21 protein-coding genes are annotated in these 21,978 nt (G+C 72.8%); 14 read left to right on the top strand and 7 right to left on the bottom strand.

The features are described 5' to 3' along the window. Positions 1-37 precede the first annotated feature (37 nt). The 7 genes from AB0L56_RS19580 (at position 38) to AB0L56_RS19550 (ending at position 5,239) form a co-directional block, all read left to right on the top strand. Positions 38-871, top strand: a complete 834-nt coding sequence (locus tag AB0L56_RS19580; protein ID WP_365424827.1) for a RodZ domain-containing protein — start codon at positions 38-40, stop codon at positions 869-871. A gap of 93 nt (positions 872-964) precedes the next feature. Continuing rightward, positions 965-2,440, top strand: a complete 1,476-nt coding sequence (gene rimO / locus AB0L56_RS19575; RefSeq protein ID WP_361025856.1) for a 30S ribosomal protein S12 methylthiotransferase RimO — start codon at positions 965-967, stop codon at positions 2,438-2,440. Continuing rightward, positions 2,437-3,312 carry a CDP-diacylglycerol--glycerol-3-phosphate 3-phosphatidyltransferase gene (pgsA, locus tag AB0L56_RS19570; RefSeq protein WP_361025859.1) on the top strand — a complete coding sequence of 292 codons (876 nt, stop codon included), beginning with the start codon at positions 2,437-2,439 and terminating at the stop codon, positions 3,310-3,312. Before rimO ends, pgsA begins: the two co-directional genes overlap by 4 nt. Then, positions 3,309-3,854 carry a CinA family protein gene (locus AB0L56_RS19565; RefSeq protein ID WP_361025862.1) on the top strand — a complete coding sequence of 182 codons (546 nt, stop codon included), beginning with the start codon at positions 3,309-3,311 and terminating at the stop codon, positions 3,852-3,854. Before pgsA ends, AB0L56_RS19565 begins: the two co-directional genes overlap by 4 nt. A 109-nt stretch (positions 3,855-3,963) precedes the next feature. Continuing rightward, a complete protein-coding gene (locus AB0L56_RS19560) occupies positions 3,964-4,344 on the top strand; it encodes a helix-turn-helix transcriptional regulator (RefSeq protein WP_361025865.1) in 381 nt (126 codons plus the stop codon). 195 nt (positions 4,345-4,539) lie between these two features. Further along, positions 4,540-5,010 carry a DNA starvation/stationary phase protection protein gene (locus tag AB0L56_RS19555; RefSeq protein ID WP_361025868.1) on the top strand — a complete coding sequence of 157 codons (471 nt, stop codon included), beginning with the start codon at positions 4,540-4,542 and terminating at the stop codon, positions 5,008-5,010. Positions 5,011-5,047: 37 nt separating this feature from the next. Continuing rightward, a complete protein-coding gene (locus tag AB0L56_RS19550) occupies positions 5,048-5,239 on the top strand; it encodes a hypothetical protein (protein ID WP_361025871.1) in 192 nt (63 codons plus the stop codon). A gap of 33 nt (positions 5,240-5,272) precedes the next feature. Here AB0L56_RS19550 and AB0L56_RS19545 read toward each other — a convergent pair whose 3' ends face one another. After that, positions 5,273-6,079 (bottom strand): DNA-formamidopyrimidine glycosylase family protein, encoded by an 807-nt coding sequence (locus AB0L56_RS19545; RefSeq protein WP_365424823.1) that lies wholly within the window; start codon positions 6,077-6,079, stop codon positions 5,273-5,275. A gap of 977 nt (positions 6,080-7,056) precedes the next feature. Beyond that, a complete protein-coding gene (locus tag AB0L56_RS19540) occupies positions 7,057-11,853 on the bottom strand; it encodes an ATP-dependent helicase (protein ID WP_365424821.1) in 4,797 nt (1,598 codons plus the stop codon). 78 nt (positions 11,854-11,931) lie between these two features. Between AB0L56_RS19540 and AB0L56_RS19535 the strand changes: the two genes are divergently transcribed. From AB0L56_RS19535 to AB0L56_RS19525, 3 genes are read left to right on the top strand one after another with little or no spacing between them, the layout of a single operon-like run. Next, positions 11,932-12,951, top strand: a complete 1,020-nt coding sequence (locus AB0L56_RS19535; RefSeq protein WP_365424819.1) for an AraC family transcriptional regulator — start codon at positions 11,932-11,934, stop codon at positions 12,949-12,951. After that, positions 12,834-13,568, top strand: coding sequence for an AzlC family ABC transporter permease (locus tag AB0L56_RS19530; protein ID WP_365424847.1), 735 nt, complete (start codon positions 12,834-12,836; stop codon positions 13,566-13,568). The genes AB0L56_RS19535 and AB0L56_RS19530 overlap by 118 nt, the downstream gene beginning before the upstream one ends. Further along, positions 13,565-13,873, top strand: coding sequence for an AzlD domain-containing protein (locus tag AB0L56_RS19525; protein WP_190165099.1), 309 nt, complete (start codon positions 13,565-13,567; stop codon positions 13,871-13,873). Before AB0L56_RS19530 ends, AB0L56_RS19525 begins: the two co-directional genes overlap by 4 nt. 167 nt (positions 13,874-14,040) lie before the next feature. Here AB0L56_RS19525 and AB0L56_RS19520 read toward each other — a convergent pair whose 3' ends face one another. Continuing rightward, the gene (locus AB0L56_RS19520; RefSeq protein ID WP_365424817.1) at positions 14,041-14,985 is read right to left on the bottom strand and encodes a hypothetical protein; all 945 of its coding nucleotides are present in this window, start codon (positions 14,983-14,985) and stop codon (positions 14,041-14,043) included. Positions 14,986-15,063: 78 nt separating this feature from the next. On the opposite strand from AB0L56_RS19520, the gene AB0L56_RS19515 reads away from it, so the two are divergent. From AB0L56_RS19515 to recX, 4 genes are all read left to right on the top strand, one after another. Continuing rightward, the gene (locus AB0L56_RS19515) at positions 15,064-15,258 is read left to right on the top strand and encodes a DUF3046 domain-containing protein (RefSeq protein ID WP_361025889.1); all 195 of its coding nucleotides are present in this window, start codon (positions 15,064-15,066) and stop codon (positions 15,256-15,258) included. Positions 15,259-15,316: 58 nt separating this feature from the next. Beyond that, on the top strand, positions 15,317-16,579 hold the full coding sequence (locus AB0L56_RS19510; protein ID WP_361025892.1) for an AI-2E family transporter: 1,263 nt from the start codon (positions 15,317-15,319) through the stop codon (positions 16,577-16,579). 230 nt (positions 16,580-16,809) lie between these two features. Then, entirely contained in the window at positions 16,810-17,922 is a 1,113-nt protein-coding gene (recA, locus tag AB0L56_RS19505) for a recombinase RecA (protein ID WP_361025894.1), read from the top strand. A gap of 3 nt (positions 17,923-17,925) precedes the next feature. Then, entirely contained in the window at positions 17,926-18,741 is an 816-nt protein-coding gene (gene recX, locus AB0L56_RS19500) for a recombination regulator RecX (RefSeq protein ID WP_365424814.1), read from the top strand. Between the two features lie 219 nt (positions 18,742-18,960). On the opposite strand, the gene AB0L56_RS19495 is transcribed toward recX, so the two are convergent. The 4 genes from AB0L56_RS19495 to AB0L56_RS19480 form a co-directional block, all read right to left on the bottom strand. Further along, positions 18,961-19,374 (bottom strand): rhodanese-like domain-containing protein, encoded by a 414-nt coding sequence (locus AB0L56_RS19495; RefSeq protein ID WP_361026481.1) that lies wholly within the window; start codon positions 19,372-19,374, stop codon positions 18,961-18,963. A 26-nt stretch (positions 19,375-19,400) separates the two neighbouring features. Beyond that, positions 19,401-19,940 (bottom strand): cysteine dioxygenase, encoded by a 540-nt coding sequence (locus tag AB0L56_RS19490; RefSeq protein WP_365424812.1) that lies wholly within the window; start codon positions 19,938-19,940, stop codon positions 19,401-19,403. Positions 19,941-20,009: 69 nt separating this feature from the next. Further along, positions 20,010-20,081, bottom strand: a complete 72-nt coding sequence (locus AB0L56_RS19485; RefSeq protein WP_311710492.1) for a putative leader peptide — start codon at positions 20,079-20,081, stop codon at positions 20,010-20,012. Positions 20,082-20,177: 96 nt separating this feature from the next. Beyond that, positions 20,178-21,803: an FAD-dependent monooxygenase gene (locus AB0L56_RS19480; protein ID WP_365424810.1), complete on the bottom strand. Its 1,626-nt coding sequence runs from the start codon at positions 21,801-21,803 to the stop codon at positions 20,178-20,180. Between the last annotated feature and the right edge of the window lie 175 nt (positions 21,804-21,978).

The following is a 21,978-nucleotide window of genomic DNA, read 5'->3' as shown; positions in this document are numbered from 1 at the left end:
TCCAGCACAGGCGGCTACACGCTCGAAAGGCGCCCCCGTGTCCATCGGCAACTCCCCTGAAGACGAGCGTCCGTTCGAAGACGTTTCCGAGGAAGCCCGCCCCTCCGTCGGCCGAGCGCTGCAGCAGGCACGCATCGCGGCCGGGCTCACCGTCGACGACGTCAGTACCGCCACCCGCGTCCGTCTCGGCATCGTGCACGCCATCGAGGCGGACGACTTCACGTCCTGCGGCGGCGACGTCTACGCACGCGGGCACATCCGCACCCTGGCCAGGGCCGTGGACCTCGACCCCGCCCCGCTGATCGCCCAGTTCGAGACCGAGCACGGCGGCGGCCGTCCGGCCCCGACGCCGGCCGCCCCCCTCTTCGAGGCGGAACGCATCCGTCCGGAGCGGCGCGGACCCAACTGGACCGCGGCCATGGTCGCCGCGATCGTCGTCGTGATCGGCTTCGTCGGTTTCACGATGGTCAAGGGCGAGGACGAAGGCGGCACGACGAACGTCGCCGGCGATGCCACACCCAGCAAGTCCGCCTCACCCACCCCCAAGTCCAAGAAGCCCGTCGACCCCGAGCCGAAGCCGTCGGACAGCGCCATCGCCGCCGCACCGCAGGACAAGGTGACGGTCCAGGTCACCGCCGCCGACGGACGCAGCTGGATCTCGGCCAAGGACCACAACGGCCGGCTGCTGTTCGACGGACTGCTCAAGCAGGGCGATTCCAAGACGTTCCAGGACAGTTCCAAGATCAACCTGGTGCTCGGTGACGCCGGCGCGATCGACCTGTTCGTCAACGGCAAGAAGATCGAGGACGACTGGCAGCCGGGCGCCGTCGAGCGCCTGACCTACACCAAGGGCGACCCGCAGGCCGGATAAGCGGTACCGAAGCGCACATCGGCGACGGGGTCGGTCATGATCGGCCAACCCCGTCGACGTGGGGTGTCGGTGGGACGAAGTAGTCTTGAGTCCATGCCTGAACGCCGTACCGTCGCACTCGTCACCCTTGGCTGCGCCCGTAACGAGGTGGACTCGGAGGAGCTCGCAGGCCGTTTGGAGGCGGACGGCTGGCAGCTCGTCGAGGACGCCGAGGACGCCGACGTCGCCGTCGTCAACACCTGTGGATTCGTCGAAGCCGCGAAGAAGGACTCGGTCGACGCCCTCCTGGAGGCCAACGACCTCAAGGGACATGGAAGAACGCAGGCCGTCGTCGCCGTGGGCTGCATGGCCGAGCGGTACGGCAAGGAACTCGCCGAGGCCCTGCCCGAGGCCGACGGCGTGCTCGGCTTCGACGACTACACCGACATCTCCGACCGCCTCCAGACCATTCTGAACGGCGGCATCCACGCCTCCCACACCCCGCGCGACCGGCGTAAGCTGCTGCCGATCAGCCCGGCCGAGCGGCAGGACTCCGCCGCCTCCGTCGCGCTCCCGGGACACGGCCCGGTGGATCTTCCCGAGGGCCTCGCCCCGGCGTCCGGCCCGCGCGCGCCCCTGCGCCGCCGGCTCGACGGCTCCCCGGTCGCCTCCGTGAAGCTTGCCTCCGGCTGCGACCGGCGCTGCTCCTTCTGCGCCATCCCCTCCTTCCGCGGCTCCTTCATCTCCCGCCGCCCCAGCGATGTGCTCAACGAGACGCGCTGGCTGGCCGAACAGGGCGTGAAGGAGATCATGCTGGTCTCCGAGAACAACACCTCCTACGGCAAGGACCTGGGCGACATCCGCCTGCTGGAGTCCCTGCTGCCGGAGCTCGCCGAGGTCGACGGCCTCGAGCGGGTGCGGGTCAGCTACCTCCAGCCTGCCGAGATGCGGCCCGGCCTGATCGACGTGCTGACCTCCACCCCGAAGGTCGCCCCCTACTTCGACCTGTCCTTCCAGCACTCCGCACCCGATGTGCTGCGCGCGATGCGCCGCTTCGGCGACACCGACCGGTTCCTCGAACTGCTCGACACCATTCGGAGCAAGGCGCCCCAGGCCGGTGTCCGTTCCAACTTCATCGTCGGCTTCCCCGGCGAGTCCGCGGCCGACCTGGCGGAGCTGGAGCGCTTCCTGAACCATGCGCGGCTCGACGCCATCGGCGTCTTCGGCTACTCCGACGAAGAGGGCACCGAGGCGGCGACGTACGACCGCAAGCTGGACGAGGAGATCGTCGCCGAGCGGCTGGCCCGTGTCTCCCGGCTGGCCGAGGAGCTCGTCTCCCAGCGCGCCGACGAGCGCGTCGGCGAGACCGTGCACGTGCTGGTGGAGTCCGTGGACGAGGAGGAGGGCGTGTACGGGAGGGCGGCGCACCAGGCTCCCGAGACGGACGGCCAGGTGCTGCTCACGAGCGGCGAGGGGATGAGCGTCGGCCGTATGGTCGAGGCGAAGGTGGTGGGCACGGAAGGTGTCGACCTGGTGGCCGAGCCGCTCTTCCAGGGTTCGCTCGCGTGGAGTGAGGAGGCGGGCAGATGACGGGTGTCCCGGCATCGGCGGCGGGTGGCCCCTCCGGCGCGAGGAGGGCGGCGGGTGCCGTGCCCGGACTGCCGGGGTCCGGCCGCGCGGTCGCGCGTGAGGCGAGGGGCACGGCTCCGGGATCGTCCGGCGGGGGCCCGGCCCGGCGGAGTACGTCCGGCCGCGGCCCGGGCGGCGCCCAGGCGCACGGCGACAAGACGGCTACCTCGTCCCACGAAGGCGTCGACTCCGGGGACGGTACGAAGCCCCCGCGCGGAGCGAAGATCGCGGCGGCGGCCGTCAATCAGGCCAGCGTCTGGAACATCGCCAACCTGCTGACCATGCTCCGGCTGCTGTTGGTGCCGGCGTTCGTGATGCTGATGCTCGCCAACGGCGGTCACGACCCGGCGTGGCGGTCGTTCGCCTGGGCCGCCTTCGCCATCGCCATGATCACCGACCTGTTCGACGGGCATCTGGCGCGCGCCTACAACCTCGTCACCGACTTCGGGAAGATCGCCGACCCCATCGCCGACAAGGCGATCATGGGAGCGGCGCTGATCTGTCTCTCGGCGCTGGGCGATCTGCCGTGGTGGGTGACCGGAGTCATCCTCGGCCGGGAACTCGGCATCACCCTGCTGCGTTTTGTGGTCATCCGCTACGGCGTCATCCCGGCCAGCCGAGGGGGCAAGCTCAAGACCCTCACCCAGGGCATCGCGGTCGGCATGTACGTGCTGGCGCTGACCGGGTGGCTGGCCACCCTGCGGTGGTGGGTGATGGCCGCGGCGGTCGTGCTGACCGTGGCGACCGGACTCGACTATGTGAAACAGGCCATTGTGCTCCGCAGGCGGGGAATCGCCGAGCGCAAGGCGGCGTTGGAGGAGACGGAAGCGTGAGTTCCACGGCCACCGAAGTGGTCCGACTACTCACCGTCAACGGCGGAACCCTCGCCGTCGCCGAGTCGCTGACCGGTGGCCTGGTGGCGGCGGAGGTCACGTCGGTGCCAGGGGCCTCCAAGGTCTTCCGGGGCTCGGTGACGGCCTACGCCACCGACCTGAAGCAGCGACTGCTCGGCGTGGACGCCACTCTGCTGGCGCAGCGCGGAGCGGTGGACGCGCAGGTGGCGGCCCAGATGGCGGCCGGTGTCCGTTCGGCGCTCGGCGCCGACTGGGGCATCGCCACCACGGGCGTCGCCGGTCCGGACCCCCAGGACGGACAGGCCGTCGGAACGGTGTTCGTGGCCGTGGACGGGCCTTCCGGTCCCGGCTCCCTTTCCGCCGCCGGCGGAAAAGTGGAGCATCTGCGGTTGAACGGCGACCGCGCGGAAATTCGTATGGAGAGTGTACGGAGCGTACTCGCACTGCTTCTGACGGAGCTTGCGGGCGAACAGACCAGGAATGAGCGGGCACAGGATACGGAACGGAACGGGGGGTTTTGATGTTTGCAGCCCTGAGTGAACACGACATCGCTCCCCGCACGGCCGCAGCGCGAGGCGGTACGGTGGGGCGAGAAGGATGCGGCTACGCGGTCCGAGGAGGGAGCCACCGATGATTCTGCTCCGTCGCCTGCTGGGTGACGTGCTGCGTCGGCAGCGCCAGCGCCAGGGCCGTACTCTGCGCGAAGTCTCCTCGTCCGCCCGAGTCTCACTCGGCTATCTCTCCGAGGTGGAGCGGGGGCAGAAGGAGGCTTCCTCCGAGCTGCTCTCCGCCATCTGCGACGCGCTGGACGTACGGATGTCCGAGCTCATGCGGGAAGTGAGCGACGAGCTCGCCCTCGCCGAGCTGGCCCAGTCTGCTGCAGCGACCCCCAGCGAGCCCGTACCCACGCCGGTTCGTCCGATGCTGGGTTCTGTTTCGGTGACCGGTGTGTCACCGGAACGGGTGACCATCAAGGCGCCCGCCGAGGCGGTGGACGTCGTCGCCGCGTGAGCACGGTGCCCGGCACCTGCGCGGTATGAAGGTGTGAGATGCCCCGGTAGGGGCCCTTCCGGAGATCCGGAGGGGTGCCGCCGGGGTTTTTCGCGTGCACGGGCGCTTCCGGGGTGCGCCCGGTGTGCGTTTGCCGGTGCGGGACGGGGCCGTCATGGTTGAAGGACGAGGCGGGGGTCAGCCACGGAGGTGCGGATGTACATCGTGAAGAGCCCGTTGTCCGACGAGAACCTGAAGACCGTGTCCGAGGCGCTGCAGGGCGCCCTGGCCGACCTGGTGGACCTCGGCCTGGTGGCGAAACAGATCCACTGGAACGTGGTCGGACCCCGCTTCCGCAGCGTGCACCTCCAGCTCGACGAGGTCGTGGCCCTGGCACGCACGCACTCCGACACCGTGGCCGAGCGCGCGGCGGCCCTCGGTGTCTCTCCCGACGGGCGGGCCGCGACGGTGGCCGTCGCGAGCGGGATCGGGGTGACGCCGGAGGGCTGGGTCGACGACTCGGCGGCGGTCAGCACGATGGTGGACGCGCTCGGCGCGGTGATCGCCCGGATGCGCGAGCGGGTCACGTCGACCGGGGAGCCGGACCCGGTGACCCAGGACATCTTCATCACGATCACCGCGGACCTCGAGAAGCAGCACTGGATGTTCCAGGCCGAGAACGGGTGACCCGGCCGTGGGGGCCAGGTGCCCCTCGGCAGGGGCGGTGCGCCGGACGGCCGTTCTGGGGCTCGGGGCGCTGTGGTGGTGGGCGGTGTTGCGGCTGCTGCTGGTGCCCGACGCCGGTGCGTTGGAAGGGGCGGTCGCGGCCGGCGGGTGGGGGCTCAGTGTGCTGCCGGTGCACTGCACGCCCAAAGCACGGGCGGAGGGGGCCGGGACACCGCACGAGCGGCACTGACCGCGCGGTGCGCGATCTGTGTGACCGGTCCGGTCAGCGGGACCGGGCGGGGGCCGGACCCGGCTGGCAGGCGGGGCACCAGTACGTGGGGCGCTCGCGGGAGCCGTCGCCCTGGTCGGCGACGCGGATGGGCGTCCGGCAGCGCAGACAGGGGCTGCGGGCGCGGCCGTACACGAAGAGGTCCTGGCCGCGCCGGCCCGTCGTGCTGCGGATCAGGCGTTCGCGGTTGAACTCCAGCAGTCGCCGAGCGAGTTCCGGCAGCTTCGCCGTGCGGTCGGCGGGCAGGTCACCCACGGGGAGCCAGGGCGTGGCGCCGAGCAGGAAGCAGAGCTCGCTCTTGAAGACATTGCCGATACCGGCCAGGTTCCGCTGGTCGAGCAGGGCCTCGCCGAGCGGGCGGGCCGGGTCCTTCAGAAGGTTGGCCAACGCAAGGTCTGGATCCCAATCCGGGCCGAGGAGGTCGGGTCCGAGGTGGCCGACCACGCGGTCCTCGTCACCGGTGCGCATCAGTTCCAGCACGGGCAGCCGATAGCCGACGGCGGTGCGGTCGGCATTGCCGAGCACCGCGCGGATCTGGTGCGCCGGACCGCCGTTCCAGCGCTGCCCGTCGGCGAACACCCGCCAGGAACCGTCCATCTTCAGATGAGAGTGCAGGGTCAGGCCGCCCTCAATGCGGGTCAGCAGATGCTTGCCGCGCGGGATGACGTCCAGCACCGCGCGACCCGTGAGGTCGGCCGTGGCGTACCGGGGCACCCGGAGGTCGCTGCGGGTCAGCACCCTGCCCGCCAGGGCATCATGCAGCCGCCGCGCGGCCTGCCAGACCGTATCTCCTTCGGGCATGCGTCAAGGGTGGCACGTCGGACGGGCGGGGTCAGGCGCGCGGACGCCGGGGGGTCTGGGAGGGCGGCAGGCGGTCGATGCGGTCCAGACGCGGTCCAGCAGTGGGTGCAGGGGACACGGCGGTGCTGTTGGGCGCCGCGGGGTGCTGTGACAGGTGGGCGGGGCCGGTGCCGTTCCCGGTGGGCGGCGCGCGCTCGGGTCGCTGGAGCCTGGGTTTCGGGACGGTTGGCTGGGTCAGCGCGCGGACGTCGGGCCGTCGTGGGAGGGCGGCAGGCCGTCGACGCGGTCCAGCAGTGGGTGCAGGGGGTGCGGCGGGGCTGTTGGGCCTCGCGGGGTGCTGTGGCAGGTGGGCGGCGGCGGTCATGGCCGTTCCCGGTCGGCAGTGGAGACCGCGGGATCCTCTTGAGGGCGGGGGACCTGCACGCGCGCTCGGGCGCTGGAACGCGGGGTTCCGGGCCGGTCGGCCCACTCAGGCGCGCAGTCCGCCGCGGTCTCCAGGAGGGCGCCGAGGGGGGAGGTCAGGGCCGAGGTGCCGTTGATGCGCTCTGCCGTGACCGTGCCGAGGGAGCCGGCGCGGGCTGCTGCGGCGAGGGCTTCGGCGGCGGCCAGCAGATGGGGATCCTCGGCGGGCTCACCCTCCGGGGGCCGCGGGCTTCGGCCGCGGTCGGCAGGCGGGGATCCTGGGCGGGCTCGCCGTCGGGGGCGGCGGGCCAGGCCAGCAGTGTCTTGCCGCCGCGTTCCATGTAGAGCGTCAGCTCGCCGTCCACCAGTACCACCAGGGAGCCCGGCGCCGGTCGGGGGCTCGGGCCAGTCCAGCGCGGCTCCGTAGGCGTTCGCCGGGTCCGCGGCCGCGGGGACGACGGCCCGCGCGGTGGCGTCGGGGCCAGTACGACGGACGTCCACCGTTCTGCCAGGGGGGCGGGGGCCTGCACGCGCGCTCGGGCGCTGGAACGCGGGGTTCCGGGCCGTCGGCCGGGTCAGGCGCGGAGGCGGAGTCCGCGGGGGGTGGCCACGAAGCCCGCGGTTTCCAGGAGGGCGCCGAGGGGGGAGGTCAGGGCCGAGGCGCCGTTGATGCGTTCCACCGTGACCGTGCCGAGGGAGCCGGCGCGGGCTGCTGCGGCGAGGGCTTCGGCGGCGGCCGGGAGGCGGGGATCCTCGGTGGGCTCGCCGTCGGGGGCGGCGGGCCAGGCCAGCAGCGTCTTGCCGCCGCGTTCCATGTAGAGCGTCAGCTCGCCGTCCACCAGCACCACGAGGGAGCCTGCCTTGCGGCCGGGCTTGTGCCCGGCACCGGTCGGGGGCTCGGGCCAGCCCAGTGCGGCACCGTAGGCGTTTGCCGGGTCCGCGGCAGCGAGGACGACGGCCCGCCCGGTGGCGTCGGGGCCGGTACGACGGCCGGCGAAGGGGTCGTACGACGGACGTCCTTGCGGGGCGAGGTCGCGCGGGGAGACGTAGTCGCCCGGCGACAGGCGCGGGTACGGGCCGTCGTCCGGGCCGGGGAAGCCGTCGCCGTCCGGGGCGGCCGGGAGCGCCTCCCCCCGTTCGCGGGCGTTGGCCGCCGCGCGGAGGCGGTCCACGGCGCCGTCCATCGCGAACTGGGCGGCGCCCAGACCCTCCACCACATAGCCGCGCCGGGCCTGTCCGGTCTCCTCGAACGCCGACAGGATGCGGTACGTCGCCGAGAAGCCGCCCTCGACGCCCTCAGCGGCGACCGCTCCCCGCGTCACCACACCGTGCCGGTCCAGCAGGGTGTGGGCCAGCGCGTGCGCGCGGACCGTGGGGTCGGCCTCCCGGGCGGGGGTCAGGGACCAGCGTCCGGCGACGGTCGGCGGACCGGTGCGTGAGGCGGTCCGGGCGGCCGCCGTGAGCGAGCCGTAGCGCCCGCGCGGGACGGAGCGCTTCGCGCGGTGGGCGGTGGAGCCCGCCGTGCGGCCGGAGCCCAGCAGCGAGCGCAAGGGAGCGAGCGTGTCGTTGGTGAGCCGCCCGGACCAGGCGAGGTCCCACAGCGCGTCGGCCAGCTGGGGATCGGTGGCCTCGGGATGGGTGGTGGCGCGGACCTGGTCGGCGATCTGCCGGAAGAACAGGCCGTAGCCGCCCGCGAGGGTGTCCAGGATCGACTGGTGGAGCGCGGTGAGCTCCAGCGGGTGCGGAGGCGGCAGGAGCAAAGGGGCCGTGTCCGCGAGGTAGAGGGAGACCCAGCCGTCCTTGCCGGGGAGCGCACCGGCACCGGCCCACACCACCTCTCCGGCGGCAGTGAGCTCGTCCAGCATCCCGGGGGTGTAGTTCGCCACCCGGGACGGCAGGACCAGCTTCTCGAGGGCGGACGCGGGCACGGACGCGCCCTGCAACTGCTCGATGGCGCGCACCAGGCCGTCGGTGCCGCGCAGGGTGTGCCCCTTGCCGATGTGCTGCCACTGGGGGAGGAACTGGGCGAGCGCGGCCGGTGGCGCCGGCTCCAGCTCGTGCCGCAACGCGGCCAGGGAACGGCGGCGCAGCCTGCGCAGCACGGCGGCGTCGCACCACTCCTGTCCGATCCCCGCCGGATGGAACTCGCCCTGGACGACCCGGCCCGCCGCCGAGAGCCGCTGCAGGGCGCCCTCGGTGACCGCCACGCCCAGGCCGAACCGGGCCGCCGCCGTGGCCGAGGTGAACGGGCCGTGGGTGCGCGCGTAGCGCGCGAGGAGGTCGCCCAGGGGGTCCTTGACGGGCTCGGTGAACGCCTCCGGCACGCCGACCGGAAGCGCCGTGCCCAGCGCGTCGCGCAACCGGCCGGCGTCCTCGACGGCCGCCCAGTGGTCGGCGCCGGCCACCCGCACCCGGATGGCGCGCCGCGCGGAGGCGAGCTCCCGCGCCCACGACGGATCCGCGCCGCGCTCGGCCAGTTCGGCATCGGTGAGCGGGCCGAGCAGCCGCAACAGGTCGGCCACGCCCTCCGCGTCCTTGACGCGCCGGTCCTCGGTGAGCCACTGCAGCTCACGCTCCAGCTCGGTCAGCACCTCGGCGTCGAGCAACTCGCGCAGCTCCGCCTGGCCGAGCAGCTCGGCCAGGAGCCGCGAGTCCAGCGAGAGGGCGGCGGCGCGGCGCTCGGCGAGCGGGGAGTCGCCCTCGTACAGGAACTGGGCGACGTACCCGAACAGCAGGGAGCGGGCGAAGGGCGACGGCTCGGGGGTGGTGACCTCGACCAGCCGCACCTTGCGGGACTCCAGGTCGCCCATCAGTTCGACGAGTCCGGGAACGTCGAAGACGTCCTGGAGGCATTCGCGGACGGCTTCCAGGACGATCGGGAACGAGCCGAACTCCCCGGCCACCTGGAGCAGCTGGGAGGCACGCTGACGCTGCTGCCACAACGGGGTGCGCTTGCCGGGGTTGCGGCGCGGCAGCAGCAGCGCGCGGGCGGCGCACTCGCGGAACCTGGACGCGAACAGGGCGGAGCCGCCCACCTGGTCGGTGACGACCTGGTCGACCTCCCCCTTGTCGAAGACGACGTCGGCGGCTCCCACGGGGGCCTGGTCCGCGTCGTACTCGGATCCGGTCTTGAGGTCCTGGTCGAGGAGGTCGAGACTCATCAGGTCGGCGTCCGGCAGCCGCAGCACGATGCCGTCGTCGGCGTGCATCACCTGGGCGTCCATGCCGTACCGCTCGGAGAGGCGGGCGCCCAGCGCGAGGGCCCACGGGGCGTGCACCTGGGCACCGAACGGGGAGTGGACGACGACTCGCCAGTCGCCGAGCTCGTCGCGGAAGCGCTCCACGACGATGGTGCGGTCGTCGGGCACGTGGCCGCAGGCCTCACGCTGCTCGTCGAGATAGGCCAGCACGTTGTCCGCGGCCCAGGCGTCCAGTCCCGCCGCGAGGAGCCGCAACCGGGCGTCGTCCTTGGACAGCGCGCCCACCTCGCGCAGGAAGGCGCCCACCGCGCGGCCGAGCTCCAGCGGCCGGCCCAGCTGGTCGCCCTTCCAGAACGGCAGCCGACCAGGCACTCCCGGAGCCGGGGAGACGAGGACCCGGTCGCGGGTGATGTCCTCGATGCGCCAGGAACTGGTGCCGAGGGTGAAGACGTCGCCCACGCGGGACTCGTAGACCATCTCCTCGTCCAGCTCGCCGACCCGTCCACCGCCCTTCTTCGGGTCGGAGCCCGCGAGGAAAACCCCGAAGAGGCCACGGTCGGGGATCGTGCCCCCGGAGGTGACGGCCAGGCGCTGGGCGCCGGGGCGGCCGGTGATCTCGCCCGTGACCCGGTCCCACACCACGCGCGGGCGCAGCTCCGCGAAGGCGTCGGACGGGTAGCGGCCGGCGAGCATGTCCAGGACGCCCGTGAAGGCGGACTCGGGCAGGGAGGCGAAGGGCGCCGCCCGGCGCACCAGGGCGAGCAGGTCGTCCAGCTGCCAGGTGTCCATGGCCGTCATGGCGACGAGCTGCTGGGCCAGGACGTCGAGAGGGTTGGCGGGGACCCGCAGGGACTCGATCGCCCCGGTGCGCATCCGCTCGGTGACCACGGCCGCCTGCACCAGGTCGCCCCGGTACTTCGGGAACACCACGCCCGTGGAGACGGCGCCCACCTGGTGTCCCGCGCGGCCGACCCGCTGGAGGCCGGAGGCGACGGACGGCGGGGACTCCACCTGCACCACCAGGTCGACGGCGCCCATGTCGATGCCCAGCTCCAGACTGGACGTGGCGACCACCGCGGGCAGCCGGCCCGCCTTGAGATCCTCCTCGACCAGGGCGCGCTGCTCCTTGGACACCGAACCGTGGTGGGCACGCGCGATGACCGCGGGCGCGCCCTGGGCGGCCCCGGAGCCGCCCATGAGCTCGGCGGGGGAGTGGTGCTCGTCCAGCGGTTCCCCGGTGGCCCGCTCGTAGGCGATCTCGTTGAGCCGGTTGCACAGGCGCTCGGCGAGGCGGCGTGAGTTGGCGAACACGATGGTCGAGCGGTGCGACTGCACGAGGTCGGTGATCCGCTCCTCGACATGCGGCCAGATCGAGGGCCGTTCGGCGCCCTCCGAACCCTCGGCGACCGGGGAACCGCCCAGCTCCCCCAGGTCCTCGACGGGCACGACCACGGAGAGGTCGAACTCCTTGCCCGACTCCGGCTGCACGATCTCCACCTTGCGGCGCGGGGAGAGGAACCGGGCGACCTCGTCCACCGGGCGCACCGTCGCGGAGAGGCCGATGCGACGGGCCGGGCGGGGCAGCAGCTCGTCCAGGCGCTCCAGGGAGAGCGCCAGATGCGCGCCGCGCTTGGTGCCCGCGACCGCGTGCACCTCGTCCAGGATCACCGTCTCCACGCCCGTCAGCGCCTCGCGCGTGGCGGACGTCAGCATCAGGAACAGCGACTCCGGGGTGGTGATCAGGATGTCCGGCGGCCGGGTGGCCAGGGAGCGCCGCTCGGCCGGCGGGGTGTCGCCGGAGCGGATGCCGACCTTCACCTCGGGCTCCGGCAGGCCCAGGCGCACGGACTCCTGGCGGATGCCGGTCAGCGGGCTGCGGAGGTTGCGCTCGACGTCGACGGCCAGGGCCTTCAGCGGCGAGACGTACAGGACGCGGCACCGCTTCTTGGGGTCGGCGGGCGGCGGTGCGGAGGCCAGATCGTCGAGGGCGGCGAGGAAGGCGGCCAGGGTCTTCCCGGACCCGGTGGGGGCGACCACCAGCACGTCCGAGCCCTCCCCGATGGCCTGCCACGCCCCGGCCTGGGCGGCGGTGGGCGCGGAGAACGCCCCCGTGAACCAGCCGCGGGTCGCGGGGGAGAAGCCGTCCAAGGCTCGGTGCGGATCGCTGACCATGTCATCCATCGTGCACCCAGCCACTGACAATCGGGCCCGGTGGACGGTCCGCGGCCGGGCCCGCGTGACAATGGTCATATGACCGAATCGCGCAAGGAGCGTGCACGGCACTGGCAGTACGACGAACTGCCCGGTGTCGATCTGCTGCGTGCGCGGTACATACACAAGACGTTCGTCCGGCACACCCATGAGCACTTCGTGATCGCCGCGATCGCCGACGGGGTCGAGGTCTTCCACCACGGCTCCGGCGACGTGTACGCGGGCGCCGGAGCGCTCGCCCTGGTCAACCCGGACACCCCGCACACCGGCAGGGCGGGTGTCCCCGAGGGGTGGCAGTACGGTGCGGTGTATCCGTCGCCGGAGGTGGTGGCCGCGATCGCCGCCGAGACCACCACGCTGCGCGGGACGCCGGGATTCGTGACGCCGGTGCTCGACGATCCGTACACCGTGCGGCTGGTGCACCGGGTGCTGCGGGCCACCGACGAGGGCAACGCACTGGCTGCCGACACGCTGCTCCGCGTGGCGGTGACCCGGCTGCTGCGGCTGAACGGCGGGACGCTGCCGCGACGCGAGGTGCGCACGGCCGGCGCCCGGATGGCGGCACGCGCGCGTGCCGTGCTGGAGGAGCGGATGGCCGCGCCACCGACCCTGGAGCGGCTGGCCGCGGAACTCGGCACCAGCCCGTTCGCGCTGCTGCGCGCGTTCCGGGACACCTACGGGATGCCCCCGCATACCTGGCTCACCGACGCGCGGGTACGGCGGGCACGGCGGCTGCTGGACGCGGGGACGACGCCGTCGGAGGCCGCCCTCGCGGTGGGATTCACCGACCAGCCCCATCTCAACCGGCACTTCAGCCGGATCGTCGGCGTGCCGCCGGGCGCCTACCAGCGTGAGCGCAAGAACGTACAAGACGCGCGGGACCGCCTTCTCGTACCGTCCAGGACGTGGCAGTGGAACGGACTACAACAGCACTCGCAGACATACGGGACGACGCAGATGTACGGGACGACAGCGGAGGAAAGCCGGACGGCGCCGTCGTACGGGACGCGCTCGGCGTCGGAATCGCCGTCGGACTCTCCGGGTTCGCCTTCGGAGTGACCTCGGCGGGCAGTGGGCTCAGCCTGCTCCAGACCTGCGCGCTCAGCCTGCTGGTGTTCACCGGCGCCTCCCAGTTCGCGCTGGTGGGAGCGCTGGCCGCCGGAGGCGGGCCCTTCACCGCCGCCGCGGGGGCCTTCTTCCTGGGCGTGCGCAACGCCTTCTACGGGCTGCGGCTGTCGCAGCTGCTGGCGCTTCCCCGCGCGGTGCGGCCGTTCGCCGCGCAGTGGGTCATCGACGAGACGGCCGCCGTGTCGCTCGCCCAGCCCACCCGGCGCAGCGCACGCATCGGCTTCCTGGTGACCGGCCTCACCCTGTACGTCCTGTGGAACCTCACGACGCTGCTGGGCGCGCTGGGCGCGGAGGCGATCGGGGACACCAACGCCTGGGGGCTGGACGCGGCCGGCCCGGCGGTCTTCCTGGCGCTGCTCGCCCCGATGCTGCGGTCCGGTACCGAACGGACCGTCGCCGGGCTCGCCGTCCTGCTGGGGCTCGGTCTGCTGCCCGTCCTGCCGGCCGGGGTGCCGGTCCTGGTGGCCGCGCTCGCGGCACCGGCCGTCCTGTGGGCCGAGGGCCGCAGAAGCGTGCCGCGCGGTGACATGAGGGAGAAGAAGCGTTGAACATCTGGATCGCGATCGGCGTAACCGTCCTCGGCTGCTACGCCGTGAAACTCGCGGGGCTCCTGGTGCCCGCCGGGGTCCTGGAACGGCCCCTGGTCAGGCGTCTCGCCGCGCTGCTGCCGGTGGCCCTGCTCGCCGCCCTCACGGCCCAGCAGACCTTCTCCGACGGCCAGGCCCTGGTGCTGGACGCCCGCGCGGCCGGACTGGCGGCGGCCGCGGTCGCCCTGATCCTGCGCGCCCCGTTCCTGCTCGTCGTCGGGGCGGCGGTCGTGGTGACGGCGGGGGTGCGGGCACTGGGCGGGTGAGACGGCCCGGTAGCTGCGGGCAGTCGTGCCTCCCTCAGTGCCTTGAGGGCCTGGGACGTGCCCCCAGGGCGATGGGGGTCCCACCGCTCGAGCGAAGCCGGGAGTCGGGAAGGCACCCCGGCGAGCGCCGGTAGGTGGAACCCGGCCCCGGCAGCCATGGTGTCCGCTCAGTCGACGGCGCGGCCGTACGCCACCAGGGTGCGCAGGGCCTCGATCGTCACCAGCGAGCGGGCCTCCAGGGACGGGCCCGCGGCCCACTGGCGCCAGCGGACGGGCCAGCCGCCGTCCTCCCGCTGCTCGGCCGAGAGGAAGTCCAGGGAGCGTGCCATCTCCTCGTCGGTGAACCACGGGCGCGCCAGGGAACCGGGCGTCCGCGCGTAGTCGTGCGGGAAGTGGTGCTCGCCGGGGGCGTAGCCGGCGGCGACCGGGTACGCGTCGAGGTCGTCCGGGTCGAGCGCCGCGAGCCGCTGCTCGCGCACCAGACGGCCCAGCCGCTCGGCGGCGGCCTCCGCGCGGGCGCGGTCCGGCGCGTGGTCCAGGAAGGCCACGGCTGCCTCGATCTCGTAGGGGTGCGACCTCTCCAGCGACTCCGCGGCCTGCCAGCAGAAGTCCGTGGCGCGGAACAGCCAGGGGTGCCACACCTCATTGCGGTGCAGCAGCCCCACCACCGGCCCGGTGGCCAGCAGCTCGCCGGGCGGGTCGTCCACCACCGGGACGAAGGGCGCCGCCGGGTAGCCGCGCTGACTCGGGTGGATCCCCGGAAGCGCGCCGTCCGCCGTGGACACGGACGTCAAATAGCGGCACACGTCCTCCGCGCGCCGGCCACCGCAGCCCCCCACGGCGTCCAGCACGCGCAGCGCGCGGGCGGTGTGCAGCGGCTGGCTGACCGGGCCGCGCAGATCGGGCTCCAGCGCATGGCCGTATCCGCCGTCGTCGTTGCGATAGGCGTCCAGCGCCCGCTCCACCGGAGCGGCACCGCCGCCGCGGAAGTGGTGGGCGAAGAGATGCTGCTCGAGCACCCGCGCGGTGAGCCAGACGAACCGCTCCGCCCGCGCGAGCGCGCCGTGCGGCGGGGACGTCGGGGGCGGTGGGGCAGCTCCGGTGTCGGCCATGGGACCGACCGTAGGCGCAAAGCGGCGCCGGCAGGCTCGGTGGACCGGGGCCACCCCCACAGGCGGGATACTGGGGGCATGCGGTTGACGGTTTTCTGGGAGCGGATGGCGGAGTACTTCGGCGCGGGCTACGCCGACACCTTCGCGCGTGACCATGTCATGTCCGAGCTCGGCGAGCGCACCGTGTACGAGGCGCTGGCGGCCGGCTGGGACGCCAAGGACGTCTGGCAGGTGGTCTGCACGGTGATGGACGTTCCCCGGGAAATGCGCTGATCGTCACAGAGACCACCCGGATGCGCACGGCCGCCACCATGTGGGTGAGACTTGAGCCGTGGCACCCACTGACGAGACCGGGCCGGCGGACCGGCATCCCACCCCGCCCGGCGCGCCGCCGCCCGCAGAGCCTCCGGTGGGCCCCACGGCCGCGCCGGGCGCCCGTATGCCGCGCTGGCTGCCGCGCGCCATGGTGCTCGCGCTCGCGCTGTTCGCCGTGTTCCAGCTGGGCAGCTGGGCCTTCCACCAGCTCACCGGTCTGCTGATCAACGTCCTGATCGCGTTCTTCCTGGCGCTCGCCGTCGAGCCCGCGGTGAGCTGGATGGCCGCGCGCGGGGTGCGCCGGGGCCTGGGCACCTTCCTCGTCTTCCTGGGGATCCTGATCGCGGGGGCGGGCTTCGTCACGCTGCTCGGGTCCCTGCTCGCGGGACAGATCGTCAAGATCGTCGAAGACTTCCCCAACTATCTCGACTCCGTGATCAACTGGATCAACACCCACTTCGACACCGAACTGCGCCGGGTGGACATCCAGGAGGGCCTGCTGCGCTCCGACTGGCTGCGCACCTACGTCCAGAACAGCGCCACCGGGGTGCTGGACGTGTCCGCGCAGGTGCTCGGCGGTCTCTTCCAGCTGCTGACCGTCGGCCTGTTCTCGTTCTACTTCGCCGCCGACGGCCCGCGGCTGCGGCGTACCGTCTGCTCCCTGCTGCCGCCCGCGCGGCAGGCCGAGGTGCTGCGCGCGTGGGAGATCGCGGTGAACAAAACCGGCGGTTATCTGTACTCGCGCGGACTGATGGCACTCGCCTCCGGTCTGGCGCACTTCGTCCTGCTCGAGTTCCTGGAGGTGCCCTACGCGCTCGTGCTGGCCGTGTGGGTGGGCCTGGTGTCGCAGTTCATCCCCACCATCGGCACGTATCTCGCGGGCGCGCTGCCCATGCTCATCGCCTTCACGGTCGACCCCTGGTACGCGCTGTGGGTGCTGATCTTCGTGGTGATCTACCAGCAGTTCGAGAACTACGTGCTCCAGCCCAAGCTGACCGCCAGGACCGTGGACATCCACCCGGCGGTCGCCTTCGGCTCGGTCGTCGCGGGCACCGCTCTGCTGGGCGCGGTGGGGGCGCTGATCGCCATTCCCGCCGTCGCCACCCTCCAGGCGTTCCTGGGTGCGTATGTGAAGCGGTACGACGTCACGGACGACCCCCGTGTGCACGGTCACCGCAGCCCCGGCGACGGGCCGCGCATGCTCCTGCGCGCCCGTCGGCTGTGGATCGGCAGGCCGGGCGCGGCGCGCGCCGGTGACGCGGACACCGAGGCTTCCTGAACACTCCGGCCGCCCGCCGCGGGTGCCGCGGGGCGCGGCTTGACACTAAAATCGAACATCCATTCTTATGGGAGCGCCGGTGAGGCTCAACGAAGGGCTTTCTGTCCTGGTTGGGGCGGAAAGGCGCCCATGTTGTCCACAGGCCGGACGTGCGTCGGGGCGCGTTGTCAGTGGCAGGCGTTAGCGTCTTTGACGTGAAGCGATCGACTCAAGCAAACCGGGTGGAACCCATGGCAGGAACCGACCGCGAGAAGGCGCTCGACGCCGCGCTCGCACAGATTGAACGGCAATTCGGCAAAGGCGCGGTCATGCGCATGGGCGAGCGGTCGAAGGAGCCCATCGAGGTCATCCCGACCGGGTCGACCGCGCTCGACGTGGCCCTCGGCGTCGGCGGTCTGCCGCGCGGCCGTGTGGTGGAGATCTATGGACCGGAATCCTCCGGTAAGACGACCCTGACCCTGCACGCGGTGGCCAACGCACAGAAGGCCGGCGGCCAGGTCGCCTTCGTGGACGCCGAGCATGCCCTCGACCCCGAGTACGCAAAGAAGCTCGGCGTCGACATCGACAACCTGATCCTGTCCCAGCCGGACAACGGCGAGCAGGCACTGGAGATCGTGGACATGCTGGTCCGCTCCGGCGCCCTCGACCTCATCGTCATCGACTCCGTCGCCGCGCTCGTCCCGCGCGCGGAGATCGAGGGCGAGATGGGTGACAGTCACGTGGGTCTGCAGGCCCGCCTGATGAGCCAGGCCCTGCGGAAGATCACCAGCGCGCTCAACCAGTCCAAGACCACCGCGATCTTCATCAACCAGCTCCGTGAGAAGATCGGCGTGATGTTCGGCTCCCCGGAGACCACGACCGGTGGCCGCGCGCTGAAGTTCTACGCCTCGGTGCGTATCGACATCCGCCGCATCGAGACCCTCAAGGACGGCACCGAGGCGGTCGGCAACCGCACCCGCTGCAAGGTCGTCAAGAACAAGGTCGCGCCGCCCTTCAAGCAGGCCGAGTTCGACATCCTCTACGGCCAGGGCATCAGCCGCGAGGGCGGCCTGATCGACATGGGCGTGGAGCACGGCTTCGTCCGCAAGGCCGGCGCCTGGTACACGTACGAGGGCGACCAGCTCGGCCAGGGCAAGGAGAACGCCCGTAACTTCCTGAAGGACAACCCCGACCTCGCCAACGAGATCGAGAAGAAGATCAAGGAGAAGCTGGGCGTTGGTGTGCGGCCGGAGGACCCCGCCGCCGAGCAGGGCGCGGACGCCGTGAGCCCGGCCGAGCCGGCCGCGGTACCGGCCCCGGCGGCCAAGGGCTCCAAGTCCAAGGCCGCGGCTGCCAAGAGCTGACCCGTGACCCGACGAACCGACTGGGTCGAGTACGAGTTCGACGCTTCCGGCGCCCCACGGGGGAGGGGTACCGCGGGCGGCCGGGGCTCAGCCGCGGGCGGTGATGCGGCGTACGACGACAGCGCCGGCGCGGGCGGCGGCCTTCGGGAAGCGGCCTCCGGCGACGGCAGGCGGCGTGGCGGCGGTGCACGGGCGGGCGGCTCGCGTGACGGCGGGCCGCGCGGTGGACGTGGGCGCGGGCGCCGGTCCTTCGGCGACGCGGCCGCGGCGGACGGGGGCGCCTCTTTCTCGTCGAGGGCAGAGTGGGAGGAACCTCCGGGGGACCCGGTCGAGCGGGCGCGGGCCATCTGTCTGCGCCTGCTCACCGGGACCCCGCGCACCCGCAGACAACTGGCCGACGCCCTGCGCAAGCGGGAGATCCCGGACGATGCCGCCGAGGAGGTGCTGTCCCGGTTCGAGGAGGTCGGACTGATCAACGACAGTGCCTTCGCGGACGCCTGGGTGGAGTCGCGGCACCACGGCCGGGGGCTGGCCCGGCGGGCACTCGCGCGTGAGCTCCGCACCAAGGGCGTCGACCCGGCGCTGGTCGACGCGGCCGTCTCCCGGCTGGACTCCGAGCAGGAGGAGGAGACCGCGCGTGAACTGGTCGCCCGCAAGCTGCGCGCCACCCGCGGGCTCGACCGTGACAAGCGCATCCGCCGCCTCGCGGGCATGCTCGCACGCAAGGGCTACCGCGAGGGCCTCGCCCTGCGCGTCGTCCGGCAGGCGCTGGAGGAGGAGGGCGAGGACACGGAGTTCCTCGGCGACGAGGAGTTCTGAGCGGGCGGGGGCCGCACCAGCACGGGCATGGTCACCCGGACCGCCGCTGCCCGCCCGTCGGCGCTCCGCCGAGGCGTCCCGCCCCGGCGTCGGCGACGCGGGACGGGGCGGCACTCCGGCAGCCACCGGCCCCGCGCGCGAGGCCCGGCCGGTGCCGCCGGCCGGCCTTCCCCGGCGCATCCGCCGCCCCGGAGCCCGCGACGGGCGCGACGCCCGGCGCTACGCGGGCACCACGGGCAGTCCCGCCGCCCGCCAGGCCTGGAAACCGCCCACCAGATCGGTGGCCCGGTGCAGTCCCAGCCGTTGCAGGGACTCCGCGGCCAGGCTGGACGCGTAGCCCTCGTTGCACATCACGATCACGCGCAGCTCGTGGCTCGTCGCCTCGGGAAGGCGGTGGCTGCCCCGTGGATCCAGGCGCCACTCCAGTTCGTTGCGCTCGACGACGAGAGCGCCGGGGACGAGCCCGTCCCGCTCCCGCAGGGCGGCGTAGCGGATGTCCACCAGCAGCGCCTCGCCGGTGAGGGCCGCTTCATGGGCGCGCCGCGCTTCGACCCGTTCGTAGCCTTCGCGCACCCGCTCCAGCAGTTCGTCGATCCCGACGGGACCGCCGGACAGCGCGTTCGTCTTGTTCACTGCCGTCTTGTTCACCGGCGTCTCGTTCACTGCCAGTCCTCCGGCCGTTCGACCTGCTCCAGTCGCAGGAACCGGCCGCTGCGGCTGTAGCGGCGGATCTGCGGCAACGGTGGGTAGTAGGCGTGCACGGACACCGCGTGCCGGTCCGGGGACTCGTTGAGCACCTCGTGCAGATGGTGCCGCCCGAAGGCCCGTCCCTGCCCGGCCGTCAGCCGGCGTTCCCGGTCCACCCCGTCCGTCAGTTCCAGAGTCTTCCAGCCGTCGGTGGGCAGCCGCGCGGCGAGCGAGTTCTCCCTCAGCTCGCCCGACGCGGTGACGAAGGCACCGACGGAGTCGGCGTGGTCGTGCCAGCCGGTACCGGTGCCCGGCGGCCAGCCGATCAGCCAGGCCTCACTGCCGCCCGGCCCGTCGAGCCGCACCCAGGTGCGCCCCTCGGGGTCGAGTGGAAGCGAGGCGATCAGTTCCGCGTCGGCGGCGATACGCCGTACGAAGTCGAGGAGGTCCGCCTGAGTGGGTGCGGAGACGGGGGCTGGGACAGCGGAGGAGAGAGGGGAGGAGACAGACACGTGCACCGTCCTGAAGGAGAGTTCGCGACAGGCGCGCGCGGCTGCGCGCCGGGAGGGGAAAGGGGCGAATCAACAGGACGGACGACACACGCAGCCCGCATAGCGGACGAGGTCCATGTGGACCCGCCGCCACAGGTGCACGCAGGTGTCGGTCACGAGGCGGAGTACACCACGAGGCGGTTCATGGGTTCAACTCGACGTCACGATGCGGACCAGGAACAGTGACGACGGCCCGCCTCAGCGCGACCCCGCCCCCGCGTCGGCCTTCGCCCCCGCGTCGCCCCCCGCCTCCGCCCCGACGGGCCCGCCGAGCACCGCCTCCGCCGCCGTGTACAGATCCGCCGGGCGGACCCCGCTCAGCGCGGTGACCAGGTGGCCGTCGGGGCGTACCAGCAGCACGGTGTGGGCCGCCGCCCCGGGGTAGCTCTCCGCGACCAGCAGTTCCGCCCGGTGCGGCAGTGCCGAGACGGCGGCCGCCAGCCGGGGCATGATCCCGGCGGACATCCAGTGCCGGCGCTCCCACACACCCGTGCCCGGAGCGATCAGCACCACCAGGAGCGCACCGCGGCCGAGCCGGTCCCGCAGCCGGACGAACGTGCCGTCCTCCGCGGTGACCCGCACATCCCTCACCGTCGTCCCGAGAGCCGTCCCGACCGGCGCTTCGCCCTCGAGCCTGCCGGGCGCGAGCGGCGAGTCGGCGTAGGTCCCCGGCGCTCCCAGGGGGCCCCGTCCCAGGTGACCGTCCATCAGCAGTGCGCCGTGCCCCCGCGCGGAGCCGGGGACGTAGGAACGCAGCCCTCCGCCGCCGCGCACCAGCGGCAGCGCCTGGTCGGCGGCGCGCAGCCGGGAGGCGACGATCGCCCGGCGCTCTGTCTGATAGCTGTCCAGCAGCGCCTCGTGCGGACCGTGGTGCCAGGCCAGCGCCAGCTTCCAGGCCAGGTTGTCGGCATCGCGGAGCCCTTCGTCCAGCCCGTGCGTGCCCAGTGTGCCGAGCAGATGGGCCGCGTCCCCGGCGAGGAACACCCGGTCGGCCCGCCAGCGCCGGGCCAGCCGGTGGTGCACGGTGTGCACACCGGTGTCCAGCAACTCGTACGGCGGGGTGGAACCGTCGGTCCATCCGGCCAGCGTCTCCCGCACCCGGGTCAGCAGCAGTTCGGGTGTGACCAGGTCCTTGCCGGGCGGCAGCAGCCAGTCCAGGCGCCACACCCCGTCCGGCAGCGGCCGCGCGGTGATCTCCCCGGCCGAGGGACCGGACGTTCGCCAGGGCGGCAGCCGGTGCAGCAGCGCCTCGTCGTGCCAGGGAAGCTCGGTGCGCAGCGCGGCCACGGCGTGACGTTCCACCGCGGTGCGGCCCGGGAAGCGGATGTCCTGGAGCTTGCGCACGGTCGAGCGCGGACCGTCGCAGCCGACCAGATAACTGCCGCGCCACCAGGTGCCCTTCGAGCCCCGGGTGCGGGCGGTGACGCCGGACGGTTCCTGCTCTATGGTGTCCAGCCGGCTGTTCGTGGCGATCTTGACGAGCCGTTCGCCGGCGAGGGCGGTACGCAGGGCATCCGTGACGATGTGCTGGGCGATGTGCAGGGGAGCGGGATCGGCCTCGCCGAAGACCACCTCGTACGTCACCTGCTTGCGCCGCATCGACCGCCATCCGGCCCACTGCGCACCGGCGTGCGCGAGCGGCACACCGGTCAGTCGCTCCAGGAGCGCGGCGGTGTCCTCGCGCAGGACGACGGTGCGCGCCGGACGGGGTTCGTCCTTGCCCGGCCCTTCGTCGAGGAGCACGCATGGCACCTCCTGGCGTGCCAGCGACAGTGCGAGCGTGAGCCCCACGGGCCCGGCTCCGACGATGATCACCGGGTCCACGGCGCGGCGCCCCCTGCCCGAAGCGACGTCCGAAGGGACGGGGAGGAACAGGAAGATGGAGCAGGGTGCACGATCACAGAACGTATGCAACCTATTGCCGGTGCTTGCGTCAAGTGACCGAACGCCGGTGGCGATCATGATGTGAGGGACGGGCGCGTCACAGCACTTGACTGCT

The organism is Streptomyces sp. NPDC052079 (assembly GCF_040680275.1).
Classification (GTDB): Bacteria; Actinomycetota; Actinomycetes; order Streptomycetales; family Streptomycetaceae; genus Streptomyces.
Note: the sequence above shows the minus strand (reverse complement) of the source record. Positions and strands in the feature narration are given on the sequence as shown.

Bases quoted from the DNA above. Each gene is read 5' to 3' on its own strand.
- recA (WP_361025894.1), top strand. From the start codon at position 16,810: ATGGCAGGAACCGACCGCGAGAAGGCGCTCGACGCCGCGCTCGCACAG.
- pgsA (WP_361025859.1), top strand. From the start codon at position 2,437: ATGACGGGTGTCCCGGCATCGGCGGCGGGTGGCCCCTCCGGCGCGAGG.
- AB0L56_RS19540 (WP_365424821.1), bottom strand. From the start codon at position 11,853: ATGGTCAGCGATCCGCACCGAGCCTTGGACGGCTTCTCCCCCGCGACC.
- AB0L56_RS19545 (WP_365424823.1), bottom strand. From the start codon at position 6,079: ATGCCCGAAGGAGATACGGTCTGGCAGGCCGCGCGGCGGCTGCATGAT.
- AB0L56_RS19520 (WP_365424817.1), bottom strand. From the start codon at position 14,985: ATGGCCGACACCGGAGCTGCCCCACCGCCCCCGACGTCCCCGCCGCAC.
- AB0L56_RS19560 (WP_361025865.1), top strand. From the start codon at position 3,964: ATGATTCTGCTCCGTCGCCTGCTGGGTGACGTGCTGCGTCGGCAGCGC.
- AB0L56_RS19535 (WP_365424819.1), top strand. From the start codon at position 11,932: ATGACCGAATCGCGCAAGGAGCGTGCACGGCACTGGCAGTACGACGAA.
- rimO (WP_361025856.1), top strand. From the start codon at position 965: ATGCCTGAACGCCGTACCGTCGCACTCGTCACCCTTGGCTGCGCCCGT.
- AB0L56_RS19555 (WP_361025868.1), top strand. From the start codon at position 4,540: ATGTACATCGTGAAGAGCCCGTTGTCCGACGAGAACCTGAAGACCGTG.
- AB0L56_RS19515 (WP_361025889.1), top strand. From the start codon at position 15,064: ATGCGGTTGACGGTTTTCTGGGAGCGGATGGCGGAGTACTTCGGCGCG.